Here is a 17,566-nt window from a genome sequence, read left to right on the forward strand (position 1 = left end):
TAATTAGTTATTTCATTTTAAAATTAATTAGAAAAAACTATCCCTTAAATATAAATTTTATGTTAAGATATCTTAGTAAAATAAATTAAAAAATCTTTTTTTTGCTATAGATTTAATTAAAAGGAGTGAATAAAGTGCGCAATATTCTTGCCTTAGTTGCAGTTTTCACGTTATCATCAACATCAACTATGTCTATTATAGCTTGTAATAATTCAAATGAAAGAGGCACAACTAATGTTTTCGACTGAAATAGTGCTTTTATAGATACAAGTACTACGACTGACACCTTTTTTAATTACTTATTAAATAATCCCAATAGTGGATGAGGTAAAACATTATATACTGATATTAATCAATATATTAATCTTTCAATTTTAAAAAATACTCCAAAATATAAAGATGATTATCTTGCTGCTTTGACAGCAGCTCAATCTGAAATGGAAAATAAAATAAAATCATTGCAAGCAAAATATGGTCGTTCATGAGAAAAACAATGAAAGAAAGTATTGGGCGATGATGATGTTAATACTTACATTGATAATATTTTAAAAAAGAGTGCTTTAGGTATTATTCAACGTAGTTATGTTACTAGTAATTATAAGGATTATAAATACTACAATCAAAATGAAATTAATATTTGATTAAAGGATTTATGAGAACAAGTAAAGAGTGAAAACAATCCAAATGGTACTTATGATAGTGTACAAGAATACATTAATGGTAAAACAGGTAGTATCGCTGCTGGTAAATATTCTAGCAAAATTTGAATTGTTGCTAATGCTAATAATTCAGAATCAGATGCTATTACAAAATTAAACGATAATGTCAAAATTGCTAAAACATGAACTGGTGTTAATATTAGTCTTCCTGTTGTAAAAACTAGTGATGATAAGAATGATAGTAATTATGAAACAGATTCATACAATACTATTGATGGCTTATTAAGTGATAATCAATCTAAAATAGCTAAAGTAATGTTAAGAAATCAAGAATTAATTTGAACTCGTCAAATTGTTATTCCTTTTGACTCTACTGCTAAACCTTTACAAGAAAAGATTAATGCTTCTCAGTTTTCTCAAAATAAAACTAAAATTAATGAAATTTTAAAGAATATTAGTACTAATGGTTTTGATCAAACATTCACTGAAGAAAAAGGGGCCGCTACTACTGATGTTAGTAAAACTGGTGATTTAGGATTAATGGATATTACTAAATCTTCACAAGAGAATAGTCCTTTTTATTATTACTTATATCGTTATGTAACTAGTGATGAAGGTGTTGGTAAAAATGTTGATGGTATTCAACCATATAAATTAACACAATTTACTTCGCCAACTGACAAGGAAAAGGGTTTAGATGACTTAATTCCTTATATAGACCGTGATAGTATTAAAGATAAAGGTAAAGATGGTACTAGTCAATATAATGATTTAGTTTATATGAAAGATAAAAAAGGACCACAACTTCCTGATGCTGCAGTTAATAATGGACCTGGAGTTGGCATTTTTATTGATACTGGTGGTATTCATTTTATTCAAACGCCAGGTATCACATATCAACAGCAAGACAAACCTAAAAGCGATGAATCAACTTATAATATAATTAAAACATTTAAAAATCATAGAAAAGATACTTATAAGTGAAAAGACTTAGCACCGTTATCTGAGCGTCCAGGTGGATTATCTGATTCTCCTTATCTTGATTATTTACAAACTGGTTTTTTACTACAAAAATATACTCCAAATACAACTCCTACTTTTAATTTAAATGATGCATTAACAGCCTTTACTGGAGGTACTGGTAGCCTTGGTGATGCAACTTGATGAGATTATAATTTATACTTTAATGATAATTCGAGTTTAATTCATTGAAATTTACAGGATATATTTGGTTCAAGTCCTCTTGATCCAACTGATACGAAAATTAATGGCTTTGTTGAAAAAATGAAAAGTTGATTTGATAAAACTAAAGAAAATCGTTGAAACAATAGACAAGGTATTAATATTAATGCAACATTTAAGGATAATATTATAAAAACTAATAATACATGAGATGGCTTTACACAAGATGCACCAGTTGCTCGTATGGATACTAATATTGCTAATTATCTAGATGTTGTTGGGAAACGAACATTATGATGATATGATCCAAGTATCATTAGTTCTTAGACGGGAGGTATAAAAAATGAAAAAGATAAAAAAGATTTTACCATTATTAACTTCAGTTACTCTTTTATCTGGCCCTGTATTATTATTAGTTGCTTGTGATAATGAACGTGATATGAGTAATTTACCTAGTGGTAAAATTCCTGATGATTATAAAAATCGTGTATTATTTAATTTTTTAGGAGTAAATTTTAATGAAACGATTTCTGCTCAGTTTAAGAATATTTATTCACAAGGTCTTGATTTTATTTTAAAAGATGTTGAAGGAACAATTGCTCAGCAAAAATTTTATGAATTTTTTTATAAGAAACTTCATTATAGTGAAGACATAAAAAATGCAGATGGTACTACTACAATGGGAGAAGCCAATAAAGCTTTTATAAAACTTAAAGATGATTTAGGATTAAGTTTATTAACTCAAAAGTACTTAAGTGGTATTAATACAGCTAATTCACTAGATAAAGTATCAGCAGCAGATAATAATGAGTTATTATTTCAAAATCAAAGTTGACATCAGGATGGTACAAGTAAATTTAATTATCAAAATGTAGATTTTTATAAAGAAAAAAATGACGCTACTGGTAAAGTTAATGATCCTGATCAAATATTTACTCCTGATAGTTTATATAAAGATTATGGTGATAAAGATGCTGCTTTTGATGAACAATTAGCTGCCATTGCTAAACATCCAGATGACAATTATAGTAACGAAATTGGTAAATTATTACCAAATGATGCTAAAAAATGAAATAGTAGTGCTGGTATTAATAAAACACAAAAAGGTCTTTCTGGTACTGATATTCCAACTTATTCAAAATATTTAAAACGTTTCCAATGATGATTACGTTTTCGTTATCAACAATATTATCAATATGAAATTTTACCAGCATTAAATCAAACTTTATTTACAATGTCTTATATTTTAGACAATATTGTTGATATTAAAGATAATGAAGCAGGTAAACCTATAATTTCAACCCAAACAAATAACCTTTACATAAGTCAATTACAAGATACTACTGGTTGACAAAAGAGTAACTATAATGTAAATTGAAACTTTACTACTGATTTAGCAAATGCGCAAAGCATTGATAAAAAATGAAATAGTAATCCTTCTGAACCTCCAAAGTGAGAGTCAATTGTTAAAGATGATGATTCAGGAAAAGGAAAAACTTTAAATTCTGATTTTTTTATTCAATTAACAAGCGGTAATGCCTCAACTATTAGTGAAATTGATCCTAATTTTGGTGCTAATGGTTTCTTAAGTACTGCAACTAATAATCAATTAGCTGCAGGTTGAGTACCTAATGGTGGATTACATTACACTACGAATAATAATATTGCTACATTTACTTACTCTGCTCCTATTTATTTCCTAAACCTTCTACAAAATTTAGATTTTAGTTTTTTAAATAATAAAAACAAAGGCTGAGTTCCAGAAATTAGTAATTTAATTCATTCATGAAACATTAGTCGTAATACTAGTCTTAAGACAGATTTCTCTAAGTATATAAGGGGTGATGCTAAGGAAAGCACTATTACCCAAGAAACAAAGTGAAATATATTTTGACAAATGTTATATTCTATATCTGCTAGTGATTCTGCAACTAAAGATTCACCAGCAACTGAAAACTTTAAAATCGCTGCTCAAAATTTATTTCCAACATATATTCCAAAAAATAATATATATGAAGAAGGATTTTGAAATAAGGTAAAAGAGTTTTATCCATAATAATACTTAATATTTTAAAAAACATATACTAAGTATATGTTTTTTAAAATATTAGAATAATTTAAGTTATACTTATAAAGTAAGTTGAGGTGAAATATATGACAAATAAAGCATGCATTTTTTGTACAATTATTAAAGATACAAATAACTTAATTTTTGAAGATACAAATACAGCAGCATTCATGGATATCAACCCTGTAACTAAAGGACACATTCTAGTAATTCCAAAGCAACATTTTGAAACTTTTATTGATACTACACCTAAAATAGTGAGCAATGTTAGTATCACAACTCATAAAATTGCTAATTTGCTAATAAAAACTATTCCCGAAATTAAAGGATTTAATATTTTAACTAATAATGGTAGCGAAGCATTTCAAGAAGTATTTCATTATCATGTTCATATTATTCCAAAATATATTCGTGAAAAAGGGTTTTTAATTAATAGGACAAAAGAAAATGTTACAATTGATGATATTAATAATCTTAAAAAAATACTAAAATCACAGTTAATGTAAAAAATATTTAAGGAGGAAAAAAATGAAAAGTCTTAAGTTATTAACTTTACCTAAAATATTAATGCTAATTGGTGCTGTATGAATTATTGTTTTTAGTTTATTGTATGCAGCGGGAGTTATAACTTATAGTTTCTATGGCTGAAATGAAAATGGAGCTACATTAGTTATAATAGGTATTATTTATATTCTAATACCATTTTCAGTTAAACCTGGATTATGATCAAGACTATGAGCACTATTTATATCATTTCTTTCAGTTATAATAGTTATTGGTTTATTTGTTGGCAAAGATGTAGATTATAAGTCAACATGAACTTATATTAATGCTTTACCACATATTATCATGGCGTTTGGCTCTATTTTATGAATATTTAATAGTAAATAAGTCATAAAATAATTATTAATAACTTAAAATATTGGACAATATATTGTCCAATATTTTTTTATAATTTTGGTTGAAAATAATATTAAACCAATTTTTAATAAATAATTAATAATATTTTTAGAGTTTATTTTCAACATAAATAATAAGAAAGAAATATTATAATAGTTATTATTATCAAATTTTATAAAAATTATTAATTGATGAGTGGCATAACTACCTTTTTGTTTTCATCAAAAAAGCATTTTTTATTAATGATGCTATAATTTTAAGCATTAATAAAAAAAGATAAAGGAGATTGAGATATGAAAAAAAGAAAAGTGTTACATTGTTCAAGTTGTAATAAAGAAATTAATGGTAATGATTTAGCTTCAAACTCAAAAACAGCAAGAAAAATTATGAAATGCCCAGAGTGTGCTAATCAATAATTTTTTGATTATTAATAAAATTTATACTATTATCAATAGCCCTTATCAACTAATTTTAAAAATTTTTACTGATTGTTTTAGAAACCTGAATTGTAAATATAAATGGGACAGTTTTTTAAAATAATTGTATTAAATCTATTGGTCTTTTATAAGATAGTGATTTTCTGGGTGTAGAATTAATTTGAAATGCTATAGTATTTAAATCTTTTTGTTTATATGAAGATAGATCTGTAGATTTTGGTAAATATCTTCTTAAAATACCATTATTATTTTCATTTAAACCTCTTTGACAAGGTTTACCAGGATCTGCAAAATAAATCTTAACATTACAATTTTTTTCGATTAATTTCTTTAATTTTGTAGAAAAGTAATGATACATGATAAAGTGTTATTTTTAGAGAATTTTTACACTAAATAATGTTACTTTTAACAAATTTTTAATTAAAAATAATATTTTAAGTGTAAATTGATGAATAATTTTTGGTCATCCATACTTTTCTACATAATTAAAAATTAATTTTCATTTACTAAATTCTTTACCACGATCAAAAGTAATAGTTTTAACTGTTCCTTTTTGTAACTTTGAAATAAATTTTATTATACTTTTTGTAATATTTTCTGATTTATTATTTTTAGTTGCTAAAGGAATTGTGGTTTTTGATCATATATCAGCTAAAGTAATAATAGAACTTTTATGATCTTTACCAATGATAGTATCACCCTCTAAATGACCAAATTCTTCTATATTTTTAATATTAGGAATGATTAAATTTCTTTCATGAATAGACTTACAATTATTAATTCTGTCCCTAGTTTCTTTTTGTTTGTGAGGTTTATTTTTTCCTTTTCTCAATAAGTTATTTTCATCAAAACCCATTTGATTTGTTTTAAACATGTTATATAAAGTTTTTGTTGAAATACTTTTTATTTTATTTTCCTTTAAAAAATTAGCAATTATATCAAGAGCATAATTTTTAGTAATTAACAAATGATTAATAGTATTAATTTCTATTAAAGTTAAAATTATTAATTTTCTACCTGCATTTTGTTTATTTTTTTGAATTTTATTCAATATTTCTAATGGTAATAAGTTTTGATTTAATAATCTACAAACTCTATGTACAGTTGATTTACTATAATCAATGGCTTTTGCTATTTTACGAATCGAAAATCCATAACTTTTATATTCTTTTATTGCTATTATTGATTCAATAGTCAGATACTTATACATTGTGCTAATTCCTTTCTTTTCTTAATTATAGAATTAACACAATTTAATTTTTATATAAGTGTCCTTTTTAATTTTACAATTCAGGAAATCTAAAACAATTTTCATTTTAATTGTTAATAAAACAAATTATAAATAAAAACAATACTAGTCTATATCTATTGATATCAAAGGCAAGAATATAAAGAACTTATTTCTGAAATCAAAATATGGAGGAGTATTATATGTCTAAAAAAAATAAAAATTCAAAAATTATTGCTGGAATAATTAGTTCTGCGGTTTTAATTAGTGGTGCAACTACTGGTATTTTATATAATTCTGAAATGGAAGAAAATATTGAAGAAGAAATTGAAAAGAAAAAAACTTAGAAATAATTTTTGGGAGGTTCCCAAAAACGTAGGAAGATAAATTACTAGATAAATAAATTCTTTTGAATATTACCATTTCAAAATGATGATAGATAAATTAAATTCTCTTTTACCCTTAAATTTATATTCGACGTATTTTAAAAAATATACATTTAAAAGATAAAATAAAAATTATTCTCAAAGGAAAAAGACAAGAAATAATCTTGTCTTTTTTTGTAATTGTAAAATTTTAAAATTTTTATTATTAACACCCTTTAAATATCTACTACACGCAGTGACCAAGTAGGAGAAAGTTAATAATTAATAATCTTCTTTAACGCTATTATCAACACGTGTTAGGGAATTAAAACAGTGAACCACAACACAGTTGTTAAAAATAGTGGCCAAAACATGTGGACTTGCATGGATAAATAAAAAGTGGAGTGATACCTAATAAAATATACTAACCAGTAATGGTAATTCTTGGGGTGGGAGCGAATTGGAAACTAGTATATATAGACCTACTAGGGAACCTATTGTATTAATTCTATTCTTTATTTAACCAACCTTGCCACCCCCCAGTGAGCAAGCGTTGGTTTTATTTTTTATTTTTTTTGAAAATTTTTTTGGGCGAGAAAATAAATTTCAAACTTGTAAAAAAAATTGAGCGGTGCCGGTTCAATTAAAATATTAATTTGTTTAACACAAATTAAATAAATATTGAATCGAATGCCTCGATTTCTTTTTAAAATTTCACAATTTATTTTTGAGCCCAGAATTTCTGGAATGAATAAAACTAATAGTATTAATAATATAAAAATAAAAATATATATTCTTTATGCTACAAGCAACAGAACATATTAGGAAAGGATTATTATGCAAATAGAATTTAAAAAAGAACAAATTGTAAAAGATAAACCACAATCTATTCTTATTGATTATGGTGAATATAAATTACAATTTCCAAAATGAATGGTTAAAAATAATAGTTTTATTGTTGATGATAAATATACATATTGAGTTTTTAATTTAGAAAATATTAAAAGAGAATTAAGTGGTAATGAATTAATAAAATTATTAGAACCATATATTAAAGACCAAAAAATAACTGTTAATAAACCAATTATTCCAAAAGAATATTATTTTAATGATATAAAACTTGAACCACTAACATTTTATGACCAGCATAATAGTTGATTTATGGGTGAAATAACTGATAACAAAACTAAAATTACTAATCCTTGTTTTAAATATAACATTACGTGAGAAGAAAACAGAAAAGGTTTTAAAATAAATAATCCATATAATCATAATGATTTACCAATTAATTATATAGTTACTTCTTATAAGGAAATTTCAACTCATAATGAAAAAGTATTTTTGTTGAACATGTAAACAACATAAATTAGATTATTTATTCTTTAATACTAATGATATAAAAACAAAAAAATATTTTTTAAGAGATAACAATAGTAAAGCAATTTGTTATGACTGTATTTTAAATATTAGGTTAAGTAGGAGGTATAAATATGGATAAAGAATATTTAACTAAAAGAGGAACGATTTACATAACGGACAGTGATGATATTGAATTTAAAATAGGACTAATTAAACTGATTGATGATTTAAAAAAAGATAATTTAGTTTGTGGTCATAAAGAATTTATTGAAGAATGTAAATATTGTTGATGTAATTGTGATTTAGAAATTATTAAAACAATTATTAGAGGTTAACTTAATTAATGCAATATGAGTTAATTATCGGTATTGACCCTGCTGGTATTGGTAATAACGGAATTGTTATATATTCAAATGAAACTAATAATATTCTCTTTAATGAAACATTTAAAACTAAAACAGTTTTAGAAAGCAAAAATTTGTATAAAGAATACTTTTTATTAATTAAAAAACATTCTGATAATAAAAAAATACTAGTTATTGTAGAAGATTTCTTTTTAAGTTCAAAACAATTATTAACTAATCCATTAGCAACTCCTAAAATTATTGGTGCATTAATGTCATTAATACAAGATGTTTTTAATTGAGATTATCTAGAAAATCACCCAAAAAACAAAAACAAAATAGCAAATTATAAAGGAAATATAAAATTAACAAAACATGAACAAGATGCATATAAACATGTTCAATACTATTTAAGGAATTATAAAAATGAAAGATAAAGCAAATTATGTCAAATTAACAGTAAAACTGAGTAATACTATTGAAGCAAAATATTACGAAAAAGGTAATAAAGAATTATATTATAGTGTTCGAGGTCAGTGAAATGGTTTAAACTATGTTACTTTAATTTTTAACAATCGAAAATTTTATAGACGATGTATTTTATTAAACAAAAATGATGAAATTATAGTAACTGGTCAAATCTTTAATACTTTAAACATTCCTAAAAATCGTGCATTTTGTTCAATTAATGTTAAATGATTTAAAAAATGAAAAGAGTAAAAAATGATATTATGAAAAATTTTATTAATAGTACCAATATTAATAACAATTATAACATTAATAATATTTTTAATATTTATTATTAAAGAATTAAAAAATGAATATAAAGTATTAAAAATATTAAGCGAAATTGCTAATCAAATTGAAAATAAGGAAATAAAATAATGAAATGTTTCAATTGTAAAAGTGAAGCAGTAGGATGTTGAAAAAGTGCAAGTATATTTGGATATAGTAAAGATAATTTTGCATTTGATTTATATTTTTGTGAAATCCATTTAAAAAAAGTATTAAAAGAAAATGATATAGAAATTGATGAATTTGATGATAATAAAAATTAAAAAGAATAATAAATGTGGTTATGGTAGAGTTTATGCCCATAAATGTAGCAACTTATGTAAACAAAAACAAAATAAAAGAGTTAGGAAAGAAAGGTTAAATTATGAATAAAGAAAAAATAATGAAATATATTAATGAAAAATTAAAAAATGCTGAAGAACAATATAATGATGAATTTTATCAAGATTTAAAACAATATATAAAAGGTGAAATTGATTTTATTAAAATTTTATTAATTAGAGTAAAAGAGGGTGAATTTGACTAATGATAATATTGCCTACTTTGTTTGATAATAAAGATGAAATTGAAATATTATCACCATTTCCAAAAGCAATTCATACAAGTAATGATATTAGAGCAATTATTTTAAGACAATACCCAAATGTTAAATCAAAACACATAATTGTTTCTGACCCAGAAAGTAATGTTGCATTAATAGTTGGTGATAATGATGTTTATCAAGGTTGAATTAAAGTAACAGTTAAAAAATTAGAAAATTAAAGGAAAATAAAATGATTAATGATTATGAATGACTATGATATTGTGATAGTTATGGTTGTAAAAATAACAATAGTAATCAAAAAATATATGTTTGTTCAATCAAAAAAAATACAAAATTAGGATTATGTAAAACTCATTTTAATAATTATAGAAATATAACAATTGATTATGTTATTGAAATTAAAGGAGAAAAAAATGGATTATAAAGAAAAAATTAAAATTAGAATTCATGAATTTGAATTATATGATTATCAAGTAAATACTTTATTAGATATTGTAAGAGAAATGTTAAAAGCAAATAAAGGAGATTAAAATGGCAAACGAAAATACACAATCAAATTATACTTTAATCAAATTAATTAGAACTGGTATAAGTCCAATTTGTGCAATGATAGGTACAAGTGCTTATTATGGTCAAGTAATAGATAATCCATTATTAGGTTCAATTAATAGTTTATTATTTGGTAAAAAATTAGGTTTAGATATATGAAATTTAAATCAAAGACCAAATACAAAAACTAAATTAATTAATAGTTCTAAAAAAATTATTTTAGGTTTAGGAACAATTGGTTTAGCAAATTATAGTAAATGAACAGAAAATAATATTAATCCTATTATTCCAACAACACCAACTCCAATAACTACTACAACTACAACAGAAGGTCCTCCATGATTACTATTAAATAAACAAGAAAATCAGTCATTAATGGATTGAGATACATATATTAGTTTAAATGCTTATGGTATATCAAATCTTATTAGTGGAATTCTAGAATTAATACCTAATAAATTTGAAGCAATAAGAAAAATTTGTAATATGGCAACTGGTGGATGTTTAATATCAAGTGGTGTTGCTATGGGTATTAATAATGATTTTAATAATTCTTATGCAGTACCTACCATAGTTGCTGGTGTAAGTGAAATTATCCATAATTTACTTCCAATAGAAACAAATCATAATAGAGAAATGCAAGAAACTTCATTTACAAATGAAACTGCAAGATTAATAAATGATAATAGATTTACTATTAATAGTGAAACATCAAGTCAATATGGTAGTGGTAATATAAGCGAAGCACTATTAAATAATGATAATGCTTCATTAAATTGAGATTATAATCACATGAGTTTATAAAGGAGGTGAAAAATAATGAATAAAGAAAAATTACTTGAATATTACAATGATAAATTAAAACAACATGAAAAAGATTTACAAGAAATACGACTGAATGAAGGTATAGCTAAAAATATTTTAATAGACACAAAATATATGATTGAAAAAATTAATAAAGGTGAATTTGATGAATAATCAAAAATAAAAAAATAAAAAATTGAAAGGAAAATATAAAAATGAAAGAATTTTTAAAAGCACTTGAAACAATTGGAATAAGCACTGGTATATTAATTTGCAGAGAAATTATTGTTTTATTAAAACGATTTATTACAACTCCAAAACATGTTAGAGCAAATAACAAAATTATCAAACATCAAAAAAAATTAGCAAAATTAAATGAAAAGATTAATAAAGAAAATAAATAATAAAGGAGAAAAATAATATGACAAAAATTGAATTTAATGAAAAATATAGAAAACAAGATATCAGTATTGATAGAGATTTTGATTTACATATTGATAATTGTTTTAAATTTTCTGATATCAATACATTAGAAAATGCTGTTAATGATTATAAAAAACTAATAAGTGAAATGCCACAATTAGTTAAAGATTGATTATTGGGATAAGATTAGGAGAATGTTAAATGTTAGAAAATGAAAATAATGTTCAACAAACAACTGAACCTTTAACTGAAAATAATGCTCAACAAGAAATAGAAAATAAAGTTAATGAAGCAGAAAATAAGTTAAATAAACTTAATCAAGAAATTAAAGAAAAAGAAATAATTAATATATTTAAAAAATATCAAGTTAAAAGTGAATTTTATGATTTTTTAAAATTTAAAACTAATAATTTAGAAAATTCAAAAATTGAAGAAACTATTAAAAAAATCATTAAAGAACAACCAGTATTTAAAGAAACAATTAATACAGGTGGCAAACCACAAACAATAATAACAAATCAACCAAGTTCAATAAAAAGTACATTATTGGATTATAAAAAAAATAATAATTTATAACAGAAAGGAAATCAAAAAATGGCAATACAATTCAATAAAAATTTAGATAATACCGAAAAATTAGTAGAAGCACCAGAGTTTATAGAATTTTATAAACAATCAAATTCACCATGAGCAAGTTTTTTTCCTATCGAAATGGTTAATTCAACAAAAATTGAATTTATAGTTAAAAAACCAAAAAATTCAGAAATTAAAGTATTAAAATGAAATGATAAAAGCAAAGGATTAGATGTTAGTTATGCTGAAACTATTAAAATTTTAAAAGAAATTAAAGAAGAAGCAGTTGCGGGTGAAATAATTGCTAATGTTGATTTAAATGCTGAAAATGGACAAAATTTATTAAATACAATGCAATATGAAGTTGCTAATGACTTAGCAGATTATTTAGCAAATAATGATACAAATGTAATTGCAAAATATGCAACTAAAATAGACATTACTGATAAATCACCAGTAGGATATTTAAAATCAATGTTAGATGCTTGAAATACTTTATTTCAACTAAGAAATAGTAATAATTGTCGTTTTTTTATTACTAATAATCTTTATGATAGTATTGTTTATTTAGCTAATAATAAAGGATTAATTACTGATAATCAGATTGCTCAACAATTAAGATTAAATGGAAATGATTTATATATTAAAGGTGTACTATGTCAAATTGTAATGGATGATTATATGACATTTACTGATAATAATGAAACTAAAATTATGTCTTTTGTTTTAGCAACACCAAGAGCAATGAAAAGATATATGTTACAAAATACAGTTGTATATGTTCAAGATATTGCTGATGGTAAAGTTGGAAGAAGATATTTAGTTGGTGGAGAAGTAACTGGTGAATCAATACCCTATATAACAGATGAAGAAACAACTTCACGCTGAATGTTATGTGCAATTGTTAATAATGATAAAAATGATTTAAAAACTAAGATTACAAATTTAACAACTGATATTACTGCAAATGGTAATAACAATAACAATGAATTAAATACAGAAATAAAAAGTACTAATGAACTTAAATCATTAAATCCAAATTTAACAAATCCAACTATTAAATATTTTAGTGATGCACAAGGAAAAACTAATGTAAGTAATCAAAAACAAAAAGCAGGTGACTTATATATAACTATTACTGCAAATATTAATGACTTAAATTATAAAGGAACAACAAATCCAATTAAAATAACTCTTAAATAAAGGAAATTAATATCATGCCAATTGGTACAACTAGTACAGCAATACTTTTAAACATAAATAAACCAAAACATACTAGAACAAGTAACCAACAAGAAAATAAAAGTTTTTGATGAGAAATTTTAGAAATGATTGGTGTACAAGTAATAACAGTAGCACTTGCTCCTTTTACTGGTGGTTTAAGTGAAAGTATAGCACTTGGATTAGGTGCAAGTGATTTAATTGCTAGTATTAGTGCTGTTGATGTAGAGTTTTTAACTGATTTTACTATTAATCAAGTTTATGATTATTTAAAAGGAAATGTAACACCATTAAATACTTTTTTTAATATATTACCTGCATTTGTTGGAATTAATAAAATTAGTCGTGGTTATCGTACTACTAAATTTATTAAGTTAGCACAAAAAACTAAAACATTAGAACAAATTGGTGTTAAAGAAGCAAAAAACTTACAAGAAATTATTAGTCAAGTAAGTGGAAAAGAAATTTTAACAGATAAAATCATTGGTAATAAACGTTATTTATTTAATTATAGTTTGGCACCTAATCGTGAAACAATAACACAAAATTTAGGTTATGTTGCTGAAAAACAATTTAAAAATAATTTTAAATCTTTAAAATCACAACAAATAAAAGAATATTTATCATTACAAAATACATTAATAAAATTAAGTCCACAATTAACTCCAAAGTTTAAAATTAAAGATATTGAAAAAGCAAATAACTTTTTAAAAAAATATAATACTGAATTAAAAGAAGTATTAAAAATGAACCAACATGATTGATTAAATTTAGTTCATACAATACATACAGAGAATAGATATGGAAAAACTTTAATTTTAGATTTACAAAAAATTCGTGCTAATGCTATTAAATTTAATTTTAAAAATAGTTCAATTCATAAAATTGTTTTAAATGCAAATAAAATTTTTAAGTATTTTGATATTAGATTTTATTTAAAAAAAGGTTTAAATAAATTTTGAAAAAATACACCATATTTTGAAAAATTACGAGAAAGTATATATAAATTACAAGAAAAATTTGAAAAATTAGAAAAACAAGCATTTGAAAATATTAATAAATTAAAAGAAAAAGCAACAGATTTATTTACTAGTGCAGAAAAAAGAGCAATTAAACATGCACAATTAATTCCACTAAATTCACCAGTATTTATGGGTTGTAAAATTCAACCTTTATCATTAGACAAATGTGCAATTACTATTTATCATCGTAATCCTAAGTATAAACCAATTACAGTTGTTGATAGTATTCTTAAAGCAAAAACTTTTGTTACTCAAATACATCCATTTCATTGATATCGTTGATATAGTGGTTGATACATTGGTTATGGTGTTAATCGTAATAAATGATTAAAAGCAATAGCATTTGCTCCACCAGTGGTGCAACAAGTAATTAGAGATAGTTTTAAAGTATATAGAGAAATATTTAGAACTATTAGAACTTATCATAAAGTAGTAAATGTTATTAATAATCCTATTGAAAATATTAATAAATCATTTAAAAGTGTTGGTTTAAAATTTTCAGTTAATACTTTATTTGGTACTGGACTATTACATCATTTAGAAAAATTTGCATATAGTCAAGTTGTAGAAAAAGGTAAGAAAAAATTACAAAAAGAAATTATCCATATATCACATAGGAAAACTAAAACAAAAACTAAACATTATAAAAAAGCATTTTTTAAGGAATGATAAATTATGATTAATAAACTTTGAACTGATGTCAGTCTTGAAAATTATAATAACTGATATCCATTAACTGGAAAAATTACAGAAACTCCACCGCAATATATAAATACATGACCTAATGTAAAAGACTGATTTACAACTTTTGCTATTCGCGCTCAAAATGATATTAATGCTTATCTTGATTTTATTTTATCTAAATTTCCTTTTGATAGTTTTAAAGATGAATTAATTAAAGAAACATTAAGAGATATGGTTTATGTAATGGTTGAACATTGAGTATTTAATCGTACACCAATTGAATTTAATGTTGATGCTACTATTCAATTCAATAATGGTACATCATTTAATGCAAGTAGTATTCCTACAATTAATGTTTGAGATTTAGCACCAAGTAGAATGAAAATATGAGCAAGATTAACAGAATTAAAACAAGTATTTTCAAATTATAATCAAGATGAAATAGATATTGAAAAAATTGACTTAAAAGTATTTTATACTAGAAATCAAGTTGATGAATTAATTAAAGAACAAAAAGAATTTACATTATCAAAACAAATAAAATTATATGATGATTTGGTTAATGATAACGAAAATGAGATATATAGGGGTCGTGTTACAAACTTTATAAATAAAGGTTATGTTGCAACTGATTATGACCCAAAAACTGAAACAATGATTTTAGATTGACCTGATGAAATTGGTACATTACCACCAGAAGCATTACAAAATAATCCACAAATTGGTGATTTTACTCATGCTGCGACTGCTGACTTTTCTGCTAAACAACAAAAAAGAATTACTACTAATGAAAATAGTATTAAATTATTAGAAAATAAAGTTGATATTAATAAACAAAATATTGATGATATTAAAAATAATTGATTTAATATTGAAACTAGTCCTTTATGAAAAAAAATGTCTTCTTTTATTCCTAGTAATGAATTTGGAAAAATATATTTAGCAATATGAGGTTATATTTATCAACCACCTAATAATCCTACTGATAATTACATATATAGTAATAAAAAAACTATATTTAATTTAGGTGGTGAAATTAATAGAACAACACAAAAAACTATTAAGTTAGATGAATTGATTGTAAATGATAATGTTAAAATACAATTATTATTTACTAAGGAATTAAATGATATTACGGTGACTTCTAATGATGTTAATTATCAACCTAGTTCTGTTACATTATATCAATATATTGGAAAAGGAACACCAACTGAATTTATAGCAGAAGAAAGTACTGAACGTGATTATTATACAAAACTAGAAACTAATAATTTATTAGATAAAAAACAAGATAAATTAATTGCTGGTACTAATATAACTATTGATGAAAATAATAAAATTAGTGCTACTGGTGGAAGTGCAGATTTATCAGATTATTATAAAAAAGAAGAAGTAGATAAAAAATTAGAGAATAAAATGGATAAAGACCATTTTAAATATAATTTTGCTATTAATATTATTGGTACTGAATTTCCTAATTTAGAAACTACTAATAAAACTATTGTTGGTGCTATTAATGAAAATAAAGCAAATATTGATAAAAAACAAGATAAAGAAATATGAAAAGTAATAAGTAAAAGTAAAAATAATCGTGAATGAGATACTTTTGAAATTAATTTTAATACTGTATATAGAGTAATTATAACATTAGATGAATTACCAGTAAATCAAGCAAATATAAAGCATAAAGTAGAATTTAAAACTGGTAATTATTTAGGTGGAGATTATTTACTTGCAAAATTTAAAATTAAAGATGAAGATGTAATATTAACTTTAACTGTTAGAGAAAGTAGTTTTAATTGTAGTTTATATTTAAAAGGTGGAGATATTAATTATGGTGCTATTCTTTCATTAGAAGAATTACAAAATACAATTAAAGTTGATGTTACACCAAAATTAAAAATTAATTCAAAAAGTTTAGAAACAAATGAAGTTGAAGAAAATTGTTGAGATATTGAATTACCAAATAATCCAACACCAAGTCCAAGTGGTTCAAACTGAAAAGATGTAGGAACAAGAGAAAAAAATAAATGAGATAATTGACAAATTACTTATGATTTTATAGTTAATAAACATTATAGAGTTTATTATTCTTGAAGTATATATAATCCAGTTTATACTATTCAAGAATTTATTATAACGGATAACAAAATTGCTGGTGTACCAATACAAACCTTTAATGATAGTGTTAATATAGTAATTTTATCAGTTCAACATGCAAAATTAATTACTATTTATAGTGGAAAAGGTAATTTAAAAGGTAATGTATGAAAATTAGAAGAATTGCAGGAATAAAATTATGATTTTTAAAATAATAAAAATTATTTTAAGTTTAATTCGAGTTCTTTTATCATCAGCAATAGCGGGTTTAATTATATTTATTATAGTAAAAATTGTATTAAAAATTAA

At 23.4% G+C, this 17,566-nt stretch carries 24 protein-coding genes and 1 pseudogene; 23 read left to right on the forward strand and 2 right to left on the reverse strand.

What is annotated here, in order from left to right; all coding sequences use genetic code 4:
• The first annotated feature begins 134 nt into the window (after positions 1–134).
• The 5 genes from AAHH39_RS10870 to AAHH39_RS10890 all read left to right on the forward strand — a co-directional run bounded on the left by AAHH39_RS10870 (position 135) and on the right by AAHH39_RS10890 (position 5,225).
• Positions 135–2,168, forward strand: a complete 2,034-nt coding sequence (locus AAHH39_RS10870; protein WP_342218091.1) for a hypothetical protein — start codon at positions 135–137, stop codon at positions 2,166–2,168.
• Positions 2,169–2,184: 16 nt separating this feature from the next.
• Positions 2,185–3,897: a hypothetical protein gene (locus AAHH39_RS10875; protein ID WP_342218092.1), complete on the forward strand. Its 1,713-nt coding sequence runs from the start codon at positions 2,185–2,187 to the stop codon at positions 3,895–3,897.
• A gap of 98 nt (positions 3,898–3,995) precedes the next feature.
• Positions 3,996–4,415: an HIT family protein gene (locus AAHH39_RS10880; protein ID WP_342218093.1), complete on the forward strand. Its 420-nt coding sequence runs from the start codon at positions 3,996–3,998 to the stop codon at positions 4,413–4,415.
• 22 nt (positions 4,416–4,437) lie between these two features.
• Positions 4,438–4,800 carry a hypothetical protein gene (locus AAHH39_RS10885; protein WP_252318892.1) on the forward strand — a complete coding sequence of 121 codons (363 nt, stop codon included), beginning with the start codon at positions 4,438–4,440 and terminating at the stop codon, positions 4,798–4,800.
• 302 nt (positions 4,801–5,102) lie between these two features.
• The gene (locus AAHH39_RS10890) at positions 5,103–5,225 is read left to right on the forward strand and encodes a hypothetical protein (RefSeq protein ID WP_256468302.1); all 123 of its coding nucleotides are present in this window, start codon (positions 5,103–5,105) and stop codon (positions 5,223–5,225) included.
• A gap of 115 nt (positions 5,226–5,340) precedes the next feature.
• On the opposite strand, the pseudogene AAHH39_RS10895 reads toward AAHH39_RS10890, so the two are convergent.
• Positions 5,341–5,574: pseudogene (locus AAHH39_RS10895) on the reverse strand (IS30 family transposase); the annotation flags it as partial.
• A gap of 45 nt (positions 5,575–5,619) precedes the next feature.
• Positions 5,620–6,456: an IS30 family transposase gene (locus AAHH39_RS10900; protein ID WP_342218096.1), complete on the reverse strand. Its 837-nt coding sequence runs from the start codon at positions 6,454–6,456 to the stop codon at positions 5,620–5,622.
• A 221-nt stretch (positions 6,457–6,677) separates the two neighbouring features.
• Between AAHH39_RS10900 and AAHH39_RS10905 the strand changes: the two genes are divergently transcribed.
• The 18 genes from AAHH39_RS10905 to AAHH39_RS10990 all read left to right on the forward strand — a co-directional run bounded on the left by AAHH39_RS10905 (position 6,678) and on the right by AAHH39_RS10990 (position 17,452).
• Positions 6,678–6,821, forward strand: a complete 144-nt coding sequence (locus AAHH39_RS10905; RefSeq protein ID WP_342218097.1) for a hypothetical protein — start codon at positions 6,678–6,680, stop codon at positions 6,819–6,821.
• An 855-nt stretch (positions 6,822–7,676) separates the two neighbouring features.
• A complete protein-coding gene (locus AAHH39_RS10910; RefSeq protein ID WP_342218082.1) occupies positions 7,677–8,195 on the forward strand; it encodes a hypothetical protein in 519 nt (172 codons plus the stop codon).
• Between the two features lie 134 nt (positions 8,196–8,329).
• The gene (locus AAHH39_RS10915) at positions 8,330–8,533 is read left to right on the forward strand and encodes a hypothetical protein (protein WP_342218014.1); all 204 of its coding nucleotides are present in this window, start codon (positions 8,330–8,332) and stop codon (positions 8,531–8,533) included.
• An 8-nt stretch (positions 8,534–8,541) separates the two neighbouring features.
• Positions 8,542–8,979, forward strand: coding sequence for a hypothetical protein (locus AAHH39_RS10920; protein ID WP_342218081.1), 438 nt, complete (start codon positions 8,542–8,544; stop codon positions 8,977–8,979).
• Positions 8,969–9,262 (forward strand): hypothetical protein, encoded by a 294-nt coding sequence (locus tag AAHH39_RS10925; RefSeq protein WP_342218098.1) that lies wholly within the window; start codon positions 8,969–8,971, stop codon positions 9,260–9,262. The genes AAHH39_RS10920 and AAHH39_RS10925 overlap by 11 nt, the downstream gene beginning before the upstream one ends.
• Before the next feature lie 3 nt (positions 9,263–9,265).
• Complete coding sequence (locus AAHH39_RS10930; RefSeq protein WP_342218080.1) at positions 9,266–9,427, forward strand: hypothetical protein; 162 nt, start codon at positions 9,266–9,268, stop codon at positions 9,425–9,427.
• Positions 9,427–9,600 carry a hypothetical protein gene (locus tag AAHH39_RS10935; RefSeq protein ID WP_342218099.1) on the forward strand — a complete coding sequence of 58 codons (174 nt, stop codon included), beginning with the start codon at positions 9,427–9,429 and terminating at the stop codon, positions 9,598–9,600. Before AAHH39_RS10930 ends, AAHH39_RS10935 begins: the two co-directional genes overlap by 1 nt.
• 101 nt (positions 9,601–9,701) lie before the next feature.
• Entirely contained in the window at positions 9,702–9,863 is a 162-nt protein-coding gene (locus tag AAHH39_RS10940; protein WP_342218077.1) for a hypothetical protein, read from the forward strand.
• A complete protein-coding gene (locus AAHH39_RS10945) occupies positions 9,863–10,099 on the forward strand; it encodes a hypothetical protein (protein ID WP_342218076.1) in 237 nt (78 codons plus the stop codon). The genes AAHH39_RS10940 and AAHH39_RS10945 overlap by 1 nt, the downstream gene beginning before the upstream one ends.
• An 11-nt stretch (positions 10,100–10,110) precedes the next feature.
• Positions 10,111–10,305 carry a hypothetical protein gene (locus AAHH39_RS10950; protein ID WP_342218075.1) on the forward strand — a complete coding sequence of 65 codons (195 nt, stop codon included), beginning with the start codon at positions 10,111–10,113 and terminating at the stop codon, positions 10,303–10,305.
• A gap of 107 nt (positions 10,306–10,412) precedes the next feature.
• Positions 10,413–11,234, forward strand: a complete 822-nt coding sequence (locus tag AAHH39_RS10955) for a hypothetical protein (RefSeq protein ID WP_342218074.1) — start codon at positions 10,413–10,415, stop codon at positions 11,232–11,234.
• 15 nt (positions 11,235–11,249) lie between these two features.
• Positions 11,250–11,408, forward strand: coding sequence for a hypothetical protein (locus AAHH39_RS10960; protein ID WP_338957013.1), 159 nt, complete (start codon positions 11,250–11,252; stop codon positions 11,406–11,408).
• A 41-nt stretch (positions 11,409–11,449) separates the two neighbouring features.
• On the forward strand, positions 11,450–11,638 hold the full coding sequence (locus AAHH39_RS10965) for a hypothetical protein (RefSeq protein ID WP_338957011.1): 189 nt from the start codon (positions 11,450–11,452) through the stop codon (positions 11,636–11,638).
• Positions 11,639–11,655: 17 nt separating this feature from the next.
• A complete protein-coding gene (locus tag AAHH39_RS10970; RefSeq protein ID WP_174480219.1) occupies positions 11,656–11,841 on the forward strand; it encodes a hypothetical protein in 186 nt (61 codons plus the stop codon).
• Between the two features lie 17 nt (positions 11,842–11,858).
• Positions 11,859–12,233 (forward strand): hypothetical protein, encoded by a 375-nt coding sequence (locus AAHH39_RS10975; RefSeq protein WP_338957002.1) that lies wholly within the window; start codon positions 11,859–11,861, stop codon positions 12,231–12,233.
• Positions 12,234–12,251: 18 nt separating this feature from the next.
• On the forward strand, positions 12,252–13,433 hold the full coding sequence (locus AAHH39_RS10980) for a hypothetical protein (RefSeq protein ID WP_338957176.1): 1,182 nt from the start codon (positions 12,252–12,254) through the stop codon (positions 13,431–13,433).
• Between the two features lie 14 nt (positions 13,434–13,447).
• A complete protein-coding gene (locus tag AAHH39_RS10985; RefSeq protein WP_342218100.1) occupies positions 13,448–15,145 on the forward strand; it encodes a hypothetical protein in 1,698 nt (565 codons plus the stop codon).
• A gap of 3 nt (positions 15,146–15,148) precedes the next feature.
• On the forward strand, positions 15,149–17,452 hold the full coding sequence (locus AAHH39_RS10990) for a hypothetical protein (protein ID WP_342218071.1): 2,304 nt from the start codon (positions 15,149–15,151) through the stop codon (positions 17,450–17,452).
• Positions 17,453–17,566 lie beyond the last annotated feature (114 nt).

This window comes from Spiroplasma endosymbiont of Amphimallon solstitiale (assembly GCF_964030965.1).
Classification (GTDB): domain Bacteria; phylum Bacillota_I; class Bacilli_A; order Mycoplasmatales; family VBWQ01; genus Spiroplasma_E.